Annotated in this window: 12 protein-coding genes; 4 read left to right on the forward strand and 8 right to left on the reverse strand. The window is 61.1% G+C overall.

Annotation, left to right across the window (positions count from 1 at the left end):
• The first annotated feature begins 204 nt into the window (after positions 1-204).
• Positions 205-627: an OsmC family protein gene (locus H7A76_RS03625; RefSeq protein ID WP_185697238.1), complete on the forward strand. Its 423-nt coding sequence runs from the start codon at positions 205-207 to the stop codon at positions 625-627.
• Positions 628-687: 60 nt separating this feature from the next.
• Here the strand turns inward: H7A76_RS03625 and coq7 are convergent, their stop codons facing one another.
• From coq7 to hemJ, 6 genes are all read right to left on the reverse strand, one after another.
• Positions 688-1,335, reverse strand: coding sequence for a 2-polyprenyl-3-methyl-6-methoxy-1,4-benzoquinone monooxygenase (gene coq7 / locus H7A76_RS03630; RefSeq protein ID WP_022641396.1), 648 nt, complete (start codon positions 1,333-1,335; stop codon positions 688-690).
• 122 nt (positions 1,336-1,457) lie between these two features.
• A complete protein-coding gene (locus H7A76_RS03635) occupies positions 1,458-1,796 on the reverse strand; it encodes a histidine triad nucleotide-binding protein (RefSeq protein ID WP_185697239.1) in 339 nt (112 codons plus the stop codon).
• A 74-nt stretch (positions 1,797-1,870) separates the two neighbouring features.
• Positions 1,871-2,659 (reverse strand): SDR family NAD(P)-dependent oxidoreductase, encoded by a 789-nt coding sequence (locus tag H7A76_RS03640; protein ID WP_022641394.1) that lies wholly within the window; start codon positions 2,657-2,659, stop codon positions 1,871-1,873.
• A 61-nt stretch (positions 2,660-2,720) separates the two neighbouring features.
• Positions 2,721-3,662, reverse strand: a complete 942-nt coding sequence (locus H7A76_RS03645; RefSeq protein ID WP_185697240.1) for a DUF805 domain-containing protein — start codon at positions 3,660-3,662, stop codon at positions 2,721-2,723.
• A gap of 95 nt (positions 3,663-3,757) precedes the next feature.
• Positions 3,758-4,726: an NAD(P)H-dependent flavin oxidoreductase gene (locus H7A76_RS03650; protein ID WP_185697241.1), complete on the reverse strand. Its 969-nt coding sequence runs from the start codon at positions 4,724-4,726 to the stop codon at positions 3,758-3,760.
• Positions 4,727-4,758: 32 nt separating this feature from the next.
• Positions 4,759-5,190, reverse strand: a complete 432-nt coding sequence (gene hemJ / locus H7A76_RS03655; protein ID WP_053137565.1) for a protoporphyrinogen oxidase HemJ — start codon at positions 5,188-5,190, stop codon at positions 4,759-4,761.
• A 135-nt stretch (positions 5,191-5,325) separates the two neighbouring features.
• Here hemJ and argC point away from each other — a divergent pair, with 135 nt between their 5' ends.
• A complete protein-coding gene (gene argC / locus H7A76_RS03660) occupies positions 5,326-6,360 on the forward strand; it encodes an N-acetyl-gamma-glutamyl-phosphate reductase (RefSeq protein ID WP_185697242.1) in 1,035 nt (344 codons plus the stop codon).
• A gap of 170 nt (positions 6,361-6,530) precedes the next feature.
• A complete protein-coding gene (erpA, locus tag H7A76_RS03665; RefSeq protein ID WP_011063789.1) occupies positions 6,531-6,881 on the forward strand; it encodes an iron-sulfur cluster insertion protein ErpA in 351 nt (116 codons plus the stop codon).
• A gap of 67 nt (positions 6,882-6,948) precedes the next feature.
• Here erpA and H7A76_RS03670 read toward each other — a convergent pair whose 3' ends face one another.
• A complete protein-coding gene (locus H7A76_RS03670; protein ID WP_185697243.1) occupies positions 6,949-8,040 on the reverse strand; it encodes an anhydro-N-acetylmuramic acid kinase in 1,092 nt (363 codons plus the stop codon).
• A gap of 3 nt (positions 8,041-8,043) precedes the next feature.
• Positions 8,044-9,465: a peptidoglycan DD-metalloendopeptidase family protein gene (locus H7A76_RS03675; RefSeq protein ID WP_185697258.1), complete on the reverse strand. Its 1,422-nt coding sequence runs from the start codon at positions 9,463-9,465 to the stop codon at positions 8,044-8,046.
• A 210-nt stretch (positions 9,466-9,675) separates the two neighbouring features.
• On the opposite strand from H7A76_RS03675, the gene tyrS reads away from it, so the two are divergent.
• Entirely contained in the window at positions 9,676-10,875 is a 1,200-nt protein-coding gene (gene tyrS, locus H7A76_RS03680) for a tyrosine--tRNA ligase (protein WP_185697244.1), read from the forward strand.
• Positions 10,876-10,906: the final 31 nt, after the last annotated feature.

Raw genomic sequence — 10,906 nt, forward strand, 5'->3', positions numbered from 1 at the left:
GTGTTCTTATGGGGCGGAAAGCATCGGCGCATAAAGCTGGCGATGCGCCATTCATTTGGCGTCAGCTTAACAGACACATCCTAGGCAGATTTAAGAATTTTCTTACAGGTGGGTCGCTTTTGGCATCAAGATGCTGCTCGCTGCCGGTCCCAACCGCTGTGCTAAGCTGGCGACCCTTTTTTTAAACGCAGTGGAGTCTGGGCGATGAAGGCACGCATCCAATGGGCTGGCGAGGCCATGTTCCTCGGTGAGTCGGGCAGTGGCCACGTGGTGGTGATGGATGGTCCGCCTGAGTCCGGTGGGCGCAATCTGGGTGTGCGCCCCATGGAAATGCTCCTGTTGGGCGTGGGCGGTTGCAGTAATTTCGATGTGGTCAGCATCCTGAAGAAGTCCCGGCAGGCGGTCGAGAGCTGCGAGGCCTTCCTGGAGGCCGAGCGTGCCAGTGAAGATCCCAAGGTCTTCACCAAGATCCACCTGCACTTCGTGGTCAAGGGCCGTGGCTTGAAGGAAGCCCAGGTCAAGCGTGCCGTGGAGCTGTCCGCCGAAAAGTACTGCTCGGCCTCGATCATGCTCGGCGCGGCCGGCGTCGCCATTACCCACGACTACGAGATCGTCGAGCTGGGCTGAACCCAGGCTGCGGCAAAAGAAAAGGGCGCCCCAGGGGCGCCCTTTTTGCTTGTTCTTGCTTCAGATCCGATAGGTGCTCTTGGTCATGACCTTGGCCAGCAGGCTCATGCCGAACTTCACCGGTGCCGGGAAGCGGAAGCCACCGGCTTCGAGGGCGGTTTCGGCATGGTGCTCCTCGTCGATGCGCATCTGCTCGAGGATGGCCCGGGATTTTTCGTCCTCGGGCGGCAATTGTTCCAGGTGGTCGTTCAGGTGCTTGCAGACCTGGTCCTCGGTGGCGGCGACGAACCCGAGGCTGACCTTGTCGCTGATCAGCCCGGCGGCGGCGCCGATACCGAACGACAGCCCGTAGAACAGCGGATTGAGTACGCTGGGATGACTGCCCAACTGGCGGATGCGTTGCTCGCACCAGGCCAGGTGGTCGATTTCTTCCTCGGCCGCGTGCTCCATGGCCTGGCGCACTTCGGGCAATTTGGCGGTCAGGGCCTGGCCCTGGTACAGCGCCTGGGCACAGACTTCCCCGGTATGGTTGATGCGCATCAGGCCGGCCACGTGCCGGGTGTCCTCGTCACTCATCTGCGCTTCCGGCTGCACGATGGCCGGCGACGGGCGATAAGGTTGGCCGCTGAACGGCAGCAGCGTGCGCATGGCCATATCGGCTTGCAGCAGCAGGCGGTCGATCGGCGAGTAGTGACGTTGGGTAGTCATGCTTATCTCCGGGAAGAATCACGGCGGCCAGTTTACTCCAATCGATGGGGTGAAACCTGCGCTGGATCAGCGCACCTTCGCCCGGGGCGGGCGCAAGGGCGCTGGAAGAGGGGGAGGTTCGATCAGCCCGGAGGCCAGTTCATCTGGCGCTGACCCAGGACGTGCATGTGAATGTGGTAGACGGTCTGGCCGCCCATCTCATTGCAGTTCATCACCACTCGGAAGCCATCCTCGCAGCCTTGCTCCTTGGCCAGGCGCTGGGCGGTGAACAGGATGTGTCCGGCCAGGGCCTTATCGTCCTCGGTGAGGTCGTTGAGGGTCGGGATGGGTTTCTTCGGGATCACCAGGAAGTGCACCGGCGCTTGCGGGGCAATGTCGTGGAAGGCCAGGACCTGGTCGTCCTCGTAGATGATCTTCGCGGGTATTTCTCTGTTGATGATCTTGGTGAACAGAGTATCCACAGCTGTTTCTCCATTGGTTGGTCCGGGCTGAGTGTACTCAGGCGCAAGCCCTGCGCCCAGCCCCGACGGGGTGTCTAGCGTGGGCAGTAGGCCCGGTTGACGTAGCCGACGATCTTGCGGGTCAGCCAGCGTGAACTCAGGCGGCCAAGCTGGGCCATCCAGCGGTTCAGGCGCCCGGGAATGATGATGGCGCGGTTCTTCTCCAGGGCTCGGACGGTATACAGCGCCACTTCCTCGGGACTCATGAGCCATTTGCTGTCGTCGACCTTGCGGGTGTCCATCTGGGCGTTCTGGAAGAAGGCGGTCCGGGTCGGCCCGGGGCAGAGTACCGAGACCTTGACCGCGCATTTTTTCAGTTCTTCGCGCAGCCCTTCGGAGAAATGCAGGACATAGGCCTTGCTGGCGTAGTAGGTGCTCATCCAGGGGCCGGGATGGAAAGCGGCCACCGAAGCGACATTGAGGATCTGCCCGCCGCCCAGCAACGCCATGCTGTTGCCCAGGGCATGGCACAGGCGGGTGAGGGCGAGGATGTTGACTTCGATCAGGTCCTGCTCGGTCATCCAGTCCTGGGCCAGGAACGGCCCGCTGGTGCCGATGCCGGCGCAGTTGACCAAAAGGTCGATCTGCCGGTCGCCTTCCTCCAGCTCCAGCAGGAACCCGGACAACCTCAAGGGCTCGCCCAGGTCGCAGGCGCGGAACAGGACCTCGACGCCGAAGCGCTGGGTCAGCTCCAGGGCGATGCTTTCCAGCTGATCACGCTGGCGGGCCACCAGGAGCAGGTTGCGGCCACGCCGGGCCAGGGCTTCGGCCATGGCCAGGCCTATGCCGCTGGAAGCACCGGTGATCAGAGCGTAACGGGTCATGCAGTTCTCCATCGCAACGGCCGACGGCCCGCGACGGGAAGGGTCGCAGGCCCGGACGCGTTTATTCTTCCTCGGATTCTACAGTGCTCGCGGCATCGGCGGCTTCAGCCGCTGCGGCGGCATCGGCAGCGCTTTCGGCCTCGTCGCTGCTGGAGTCATAGGATTCGCTGTAGCTGGTTTCGCTGTAGCGGTCTTCCAGGGAGCTCAGGCCGCCAGCGACCATGCCGATGATGATCGCGACCAGCAGTACCACCCACATCCAGGACAGGACCTTGACCGCAGTGGTGTTGGGCGGCGGTGGGGCGCCATAGCGGTTGGCCACGTTGCTGCCGGGGCTGACCATCAGTACCAGGGGGAAGATGCTGCCGACGATGGGCACGAAGTTCAGCAGCCACAGCCAGCCCGACCAGCCCAGGTCGTGCAGGCGCTGTACGCTGATCTGGATACTGACGACGATGAAGCCGATGAACACCACGGCGCCGGCGAGAATTCCCAGGCCCATGAGCAGGGTGGAGTTGAGGACTGCTGTGGTAATGACGCCGAACAAGGCACCGGCACCGATCACCGCCAACAGGGCTACGGTCAGCACCAGGGTCCAGGCCAGGTAGCGCAGGCGGCCGATACGTCCTTCGAAGCTGAAGACATTGAGTGTCGCGTATTGGGGAACGGCATCGCCGACGGTGGCCTGTGGCGGTGCGTAAGGCGAATCCGCGACGCTGGCTGGGCGCGGTGCGGCCGGGGTGACGGCCTCCAGGTTCAGTTCCAGGCCTGGTTCGGCTTCGACCCGGGCATCGAGGCCGGCGTTTTTCAGGGCTTCGAGATAGCGCTGGGCATCGGCCTGGGTCAGGTCGCGCTTGAGCTCGACCGGTTGGCCGCTGAACAGACGCTCCACTGCCGCGGTATCGGTCTTGAACAGTTCAGCGAGGTTCAGTTGCGCGGTGGATTTCTCGACGCCGGGCAGCAAAGTGCCGTCGAAGACGATTTTGTAGCGGATCTCGCTCATGGGGGGCTTCCCTGTCACTTGAAATGAAGGCTTACATAAAGTCGCGTAGTTTAAGGCCAGCGCCCCCCAGCTGGCCAAAAAACTATGAGAACTGGTTATCGTGGCCAGCGTTTGGGTAGCTGGGCACAACGTTCCTGCGCCCGGCGGTACTCCTTGTCCAGGCGCTCGATCAACTGGTCGATGCCGGGCAGGTCATCGATCTCGCCAACGCCCTGGCCGGCGGACCAGACGGTTTTCCAGGCCTTGGCCTCGTCGCTGATGGGTTTGAGCTTGGCGCCGAAATTGACTTCGCCCTTGCCTTGCAGGGCCGCCATGTCGAAGCCGGCGTTCTCCAGGCTCTGGCGCATGAAGCTGGCGGGCACTCCGGATACGGCGGCGGTGTGCACGATATCGGCGGCCTGGGAGCCCAGGAGCATGTCCTTGTAGCCTTGGGGCGCGTGGCTTTCGCTGGTGGCGATGAAACGGGTGCCGAGGTACGCGAGGTCGGCGCCCAGCACCTGGGCGGCGAGAATCTCATGCCCGTGGTTCAGGCAGCCGGCCAGTAGCAGGGTCTTGTCGAAGAACTGGCGGATTTCGGCGACCAGCGAGAACGGGCTCCAGGTCCCGGCATGGCCGCCGGCGCCCGCGGCAACGGCGATCAGCCCATCGACCCCGGCCTCGGCGGCCTTTTCCGCATGGCGGCGAGTGGTCACGTCATGGAATACCAGGCCGCCATAGCTGTGTACGGCATCCACCACTTCCTTGACCGCCCCCAGGCTGGTGATGACGATCGGCACCTTGTGTTCGATGCAGATCTGCAGATCGGCCTGCACGCGCGGGTTGCTGTTGTGCACGATCAGGTTCACGGCATAGGGCGCGGGATTCTCCAGGATGGCCAGGCCCGCTTCGATCTCCTCCAGCCAGGCCTTGAACCCACTGCTTTCGCGCTGGTTGAGCGCCGGGAAGCTGCCGACCACGCCATTGCGACAGCAGGCCAGGACCAGTTCCGGATTGGAGATCAGGAACATCGGTGCCGCCACCACGGGCAGGCGCAAGCGTTGTTCGAGCAAAGCGGGCAGAGACATCGGTATACCCCCGGGAAAGCAGCTGGATAGAGTTAGAACGGTCGTACGACGACCAGAATTACAATAGCCAGCAATAACAGAACCGGTACTTCATTGAACCAGCGATAAAAGACATGGCTGCGGGCGTTTTCGCCACGGGCAAAGCGTTTCACCTGGGCGCCGCACATGTGGTGGTAGCCGATCAGTATCACGACCAGGGTGAGCTTGGCGTGCATCCAGCCGCCCTGGCTGAAGTAGGCACCGGGATTGAGGCTGATCAGTCCGATGCCGAAGACCAGCGCTGCGATCATTGCCGGGCCCATGATGAAGCGATAGAGCTTGCGCTCCATGACGCAGAAACGCTCGCGACTGATGCTGTCCTCGCTTTGGGCGTGATAGACGAACAGGCGCGGCAGGTAGAACAGGCCGGCGAACCAGCAGACCACGCTGACGATATGAAAGGCCTTGAGCCATAGATAGAGCATTTTGGTTATCCCCCAGATTCACGGTGGCGCGATAGTAGAGGCTAGAGCATCCATACGTCACCTTGACGGTTGTCGCAGGGGGTTGCCGCCCCTATTATCGGCAGCTTTCCAGTGGGTTCGTTGAGGGCAAGGTTTATGGTCAAGGTCGGTATCGTCGGCGGCACGGGTTACACCGGGGTCGAGCTATTGCGTCTGTTGGCACAGCATCCACAGGCGCGGGTGGAGGTCATCACCTCGCGATCCGAGGCGGGCCTGGCCGTAGCCGACCTGTATCCGAACCTGCGTGGCCACTATGACGGCCTGGCCTTCAGCGTGCCGGATATCAAGACCCTCGGTGCCTGCGACGTGGTGTTCTTCGCCACCCCCCACGGCGTGGCCCATGCGCTGGCTGGCGAGCTGCTGGCTGCCGGGACCAAGGTCATCGACCTGTCGGCGGACTTTCGCCTGCAGGACGCCGATGAGTGGGCCAAGTGGTATGGCCAGCCCCACGGTGCTCCCGAGCTGCTGGACGAAGCGGTCTACGGTTTGCCGGAGGTCAATCGCGAGAAGATCAAGCAGGCGCGCCTGATTGCGGTTCCGGGCTGCTATCCGACGGCGACCCAGCTGGGCTTCCTGCCGCTGCTGGAGGCTGGCCTGGCTGATACGTCCCGCCTGATTGCGGACTGCAAGTCCGGTGTCAGCGGTGCTGGCCGTGGCGCCAGTGTGGGCTCGCTGTATTCGGAAACCTCCGAGAGCCTGAAGGCCTATGCGGTCAAGGGGCACCGCCACCTACCGGAAATCCGCCAGGGCCTGCGCCGGGCGGCGGGCAAGGATGTCGGCTTGACCTTCGTGCCGCACCTGACGCCAATGATCCGGGGCATCCATTCCACGCTCTATGCCACTGTCGTGGACAAGTCGGTCGATCTGCAGGCGCTGTTCGAGAAACGCTATGCCAACGAGCCGTTCGTCGATGTCATGCCGGCGGGGAGCCATCCCGAGACTCGTAGCGTGCGGGGTGCCAACGTCTGCCGGATTGCCGTGCACCGGCCACAGGGTGATGACCTGGTGGTGGTGCTGTCGGTGATCGACAACCTGGTCAAGGGCGCTTCCGGCCAGGCGGTGCAGAACCTCAACATCCTGTTCGGCCTGGATGAGCGCCTGGGCCTGTCCCATGCGGGCATGCTGCCCTGAGTTCGTGGTTGCACTGAAGAAAAAAGGCCCGCTTGACGGGCCTTTTTGCGCTCTGGGCATTGCTGTACGACTATTGATATACCGTAACAATAGTTGACCGCTTTTCTGGGAGAAGCGGATAATGCGCGTCATCACGCAGTATGGCGGCGTAACGCCGGGAGATAGTCAGCATGAGCGTTGAATCCTTCACCCCTACGGCTTTGCAATTCACTCAAGGTGCAGCGCACAAGGTGAAGACCCTGGTCGATGAAGAGGGGAATGATCGCTTGAAGCTGCGCGTATTCGTTACGGGCGGCGGTTGTTCGGGGTTCCAGTACGGTTTCACCTTCGATGAAGAAGTGGCCGAGGACGACACCATCGTTGAGCGCGAAGGCGTGAGCCTGGTTGTCGACCCCATGAGTTTCCAGTACCTGGCAGGTGCTGAGGTGGACTACCAGGAAGGCCTGGAAGGTTCGCGTTTCGTGATCAAGAACCCTAATGCCACGACTACTTGTGGTTGTGGGTCTTCGTTCTCGATCTAGTCAGCCAGCACACGCTTTCTCTAGCGCCGCAGGGCCCATGGTCCTGCGGCGTTTTGCTGTCTGGTGATCAAGCTGGGTAGATCGCGCCCAAGATGCGCGGGCCCCGGGCTCCAGTAACGCTGGGGCGATTGCCGGCAATTCCCTCCAGGCAACAATGGGCCAGCCAAGCGAAGGCCATGGCTTCCACCCAGTCCGGATCCACGCCATAAACCGCGGTGCTGTTGACCTGGGTAGCGGGCAGCAGGGTCGCCAGGCGTTGCATCAGGGTGGTGTTGTGAGCGCCGCCACCACATACCAGCAACTCCTGGGTGTCGTCCTGGGCCGATTGCAGGGACTCGACGATTGTCCGGGCGGTCAGTTCCAGCAGCGTGGCCTGGACATCCTCGGCGGTGATGGTCTGGTGCTGCGCCAATTGCTGCTGCAACCATGGGAGGTTGAAGACTTCGCGTCCCGTACTCTTTGGTCCACGAGTGGCGAAGAACGAGTCGCTGAGCAGGGTCTTCAAGAGCAATGGATCGACCTTGCCACTGGCAGCCCATTGGCCGCCGCGATCGAAACTCTCTCCGCGTTGCAACTGGATCCAGGCATCGAGCAGGACGTTGCCTGGGCCGCAGTCGAAGCCGGCGACTGGCTTGGCGGTTTCAATCAGACTCAGGTTGCTGAAACCGCCCACGTTCAGGACTGCCCGGTTGCCCGAGCGCTGCTCGAACAGCGCTTCATGAAATGCCGGGACCAAGGGGGCGCCTTGTCCGCCCGCGGCTACGTCACGGCTACGGAAATCACTGACGACGGTGATTCCAGTGAGCTCGGTAAGTAGCGCCGGGTTGCCGATCTGTACGGTGAACCCGTGGCTCGGCTCGTGGCGTATGGTCTGCCCATGGCTACCAATGGCCCGGATATCCCGGGCCTGCAGCTGCTGTTGTCGCAGCAGGGTCTGGATGCCCTCGGCCGCCAGTTGGACCCAGTGCTGCTGGGCAATGGCGGAGCGGGCGATTTCATCGGGGCCGCTGGCGCACAAGCTCAGGAGCTCAGCGCGCAGAGGGGAGGGCATGGGAATGTAATGGGTGGCGACCAGTTTGATCGCCGGGCTTTGCTCGATCAGGGCGATGTCCAGGCCATCAAGACTGGTCCCGGACATGACTCCTATATAAAGCGCCATGGCTCAGCGCTTGCTCGAGGCCAGCATCGTGGCCTTTTCCTGTTCCATCCGGGCCATCAGCGGCTGGCTCTGCTGAAGGAAGCGCGCGCGTTCGGCTTTGGCGATCGGGTCGGCCATGGGCAGCTTCTGGCCCAGAGGGTCGACGTGGACGCCGTTGACCTGGAACTCATAATGCAGATGCGGGCCAGTGGACAGGCCGGTGGTGCCGATGTAGCCGATCACTTGGCCCTGTTTCACCGAGCCGCCGGTCTTGACTCCTTTGGCGAAGCCTTGCATGTGGCCGTACAGGGTGCGGTAGGTATTGCCGTGCTGGATGATCACGGTGTTGCCGTAGCCGCCGCGACGGCCAGCCAACAGGACCTTGCCATCGCCGGCCGCCTTGATTGGCGTGCCTCGTGGCGCGGCATAGTCGACACCCTTATGGGCGCGGATCTTGTTCAGGATGGGGTGCTTGCGGCCCGCGGAGAAGCGCGAACTGATACGGGCGAAATCCACCGGAGTGCGGATGAATGCCTTGCGCATGCTATTACCGTCTGCGGTGTAGTAGCTGCTGGAGCCTTGCTTGTTGGTGTAGCGCACGGCGGTGTAGGTCTTGCCGCGGTTGGTGAAGCGCGCGGAAAGGATATTGCCGGTGCCCGTGACCTTGCCGTTGACCACCTTCTGCTCGTAGATCACATCGAATTCATCGCCTTGGCGAATGTCCTGAGCGAAGTCGATGTCATAGCCGAAGATATTCGCCATATCCATGGTCAGGCTATGGGAGAGGCCGGCGCGGGCGGCGGATTGTGACAAGGAGTTGTTGATGACGCCATGGACATAGGCTGAACGGACCACCGGCTTGGTGGTGACCTTGGCGAAGGAGAAGCCTTTGGCGCCCTTGGTCAGGGTGATGGTCTCAAGGTCGCTGACCTTGCTGTGAATCTTGTTCAGCTGGCCGTCGGGCGACAGCTCGAACTCGAGCTTTTGGCCGTGCTTGAGCTGGGAGAATTGCTTGGCTTGCTTGTCGCTGGCCAGCACCTCATGGACAGCCGCGGCTGGCAGGCCGACCTTCTCGAACAGGGTCGAGAGGGTATCGCCCTTCGCTACTATGACTTCTCGATGTCCTGGAGCCTTGGGTTCTTCCGCGATGGGAGGGGCTGGCTCGCTTTCGGCCGTTTCGGTGGGGGCTTGGGCTGCGTCGTCGATCTGCGCAAATGGCGATGCAACCGCCTCGTTTGTGGCCTGCTCGACGGATGCAGCGTCTTGATCTTGTCGCAGCTGTTCGATCGGACTTTCCAGATCAAGACTCAATGTCGTTTTCTTTGCCTCGACATCGCTGGAAGGAAATACCAGCAAGGCCAGGCTGAGGAGGGCCGCTATGCCGCTGGCGGCGAGCAGGTGGCTCTTCGGATAAAGCGGTGGCGCTTTAGGCGGTTCGGTGCTCATAGGTAATTTGACTTTGAAAAAGATGAAATGGAAAAGATGAATGACATGATGAAGATGAAATAACTGTATAAAATATAACCAAATCATCTGTGACGCAAGCGCACGGACACTCCCTTCTCCTGATATATCCGTACGCCGGGCAAAACTTGTAATTAGTCCGTGATCTTGTATGGTTGGTTCCTTTTTGAATCTGAGCCTTGCGGGTCTGTTATGAAGTCGGTTGAAGAGCAGCTAGCGCTGATCAAGCGTGGTGCGGAAGAGTTGTTGGTCGAGTCCGAGTTGATCGAGAAGCTCAAGCGTGGCGAGCCGCTACGTATCAAGGCAGGCTTCGATCCGACTGCACCGGACCTGCATCTTGGGCATACCGTGCTCATTAATAAGCTGCGTCAGTTCCAGGAGCTGGGGCATCAGGTCATCTTCCTGATTGGTGATTTCACCGGCATGATCGGTGATCCGAGCGGCAAGAGTGCTACGCGTCCACCGCTGACTCGTGAGCAGGTCCTGGACAACGCCGAAACCTACAAGAGCCAAGTCTTCAAGATTCTGGACCCGGCCAGGACCGAGGTGGCGTTCAACTCTACCTGGATGGACAAGATGGGGCCGGCAGACTTCATTCGCCTGACTTCCCAGTACACCGTTGCGCGCATGTTGGAGCGAGATGATTTCGACAAGCGCTACTCTACCAACCAGCCGATCGCGATCCATGAGTTCCTCTATCCGCTGGTGCAGGGCTATGACTCGGTAGCCCTGCGTGCGGATGTCGAGTTGGGCGGTACTGATCAGAAGTTCAACTTGCTGATGGGGCGTGAGCTGCAGCGCGGTTATGGCCAGGAGGCTCAGTGCATCTTGACCATGCCTCTGCTTGAAGGGCTGGATGGCGTCAAGAAGATGTCCAAGTCCCTGGGTAACTATGTAGGTATCCAGGAAGCGCCGGGGGTGATGTACAGCAAGCTGGTTTCCATCCCTGATGCCTTGATGTGGCGCTATTTCGAGCTGCTCAGCTTTCGCTCGATGGATGAAATCAATGCATTCCGGGCTGATGTGGAGGCCGGTGCCAACCCGCGTGATATCAAGATCAAGCTGGCTGAAGAGATCGTGGCTCGTTTCCATGGTGAGGAGGCTGCTGCGAATGCTCATCGTGCCGCCGGTAACCGCATGAAGGATGGCGAGCTTCCGGATGATCTGCCTGAAGTTGAGTTGGTCGCGGATGAGGATATGCCGATTGCTGCCGTCCTTAATAAGGCGGGGCTGGTGAAGAACTCCGCAGCAGCTCGCGATCTTCTAGGATCTGGCGGCGTGCGTGTAGATGGTCGGGTAGTGGATCGCGCCTTTATATGCGTGTTGGGTTCTACCTACGTCTGTCAGGCTGGCAAGAAGGCTTTTGCACGTATCACGCTTAGGTCCGAATAAAACTGAAAATAAGTGTTGACGGCGAGTTTAA

The sequence above is a fragment of the Pseudomonas sp. MSSRFD41 genome, from assembly GCF_014230245.1.
GTDB lineage: Bacteria > Pseudomonadota > Gammaproteobacteria > Pseudomonadales > Pseudomonadaceae > Aquipseudomonas > Aquipseudomonas piscis.

What these genes read in the sequence shown, in the direction of transcription:
- H7A76_RS03640 (WP_022641394.1), bottom strand. Translation starts at nt 2,659, where the DNA reads ATGACCCGTTACGCTCTGATCACCGGTGCTTCCAGCGGCATAGGCCTG.
- tyrS (WP_185697244.1), top strand. Translation starts at nt 9,676, where the DNA reads ATGAAGTCGGTTGAAGAGCAGCTAGCGCTGATCAAGCGTGGTGCGGAA.
- hemJ (WP_053137565.1), bottom strand. Translation starts at nt 5,190, where the DNA reads ATGCTCTATCTATGGCTCAAGGCCTTTCATATCGTCAGCGTGGTCTGC.
- H7A76_RS03650 (WP_185697241.1), bottom strand. Translation starts at nt 4,726, where the DNA reads ATGTCTCTGCCCGCTTTGCTCGAACAACGCTTGCGCCTGCCCGTGGTG.
- erpA (WP_011063789.1), top strand. Translation starts at nt 6,531, where the DNA reads ATGAGCGTTGAATCCTTCACCCCTACGGCTTTGCAATTCACTCAAGGT.
- coq7 (WP_022641396.1), bottom strand. Translation starts at nt 1,335, where the DNA reads ATGACTACCCAACGTCACTACTCGCCGATCGACCGCCTGCTGCTGCAA.
- H7A76_RS03625 (WP_185697238.1), top strand. Translation starts at nt 205, where the DNA reads ATGAAGGCACGCATCCAATGGGCTGGCGAGGCCATGTTCCTCGGTGAG.
- argC (WP_185697242.1), top strand. Translation starts at nt 5,326, where the DNA reads ATGGTCAAGGTCGGTATCGTCGGCGGCACGGGTTACACCGGGGTCGAG.
- H7A76_RS03670 (WP_185697243.1), bottom strand. Translation starts at nt 8,040, where the DNA reads ATGGCGCTTTATATAGGAGTCATGTCCGGGACCAGTCTTGATGGCCTG.
- H7A76_RS03675 (WP_185697258.1), bottom strand. Translation starts at nt 9,465, where the DNA reads ATGAGCACCGAACCGCCTAAAGCGCCACCGCTTTATCCGAAGAGCCAC.
- H7A76_RS03645 (WP_185697240.1), bottom strand. Translation starts at nt 3,662, where the DNA reads ATGAGCGAGATCCGCTACAAAATCGTCTTCGACGGCACTTTGCTGCCC.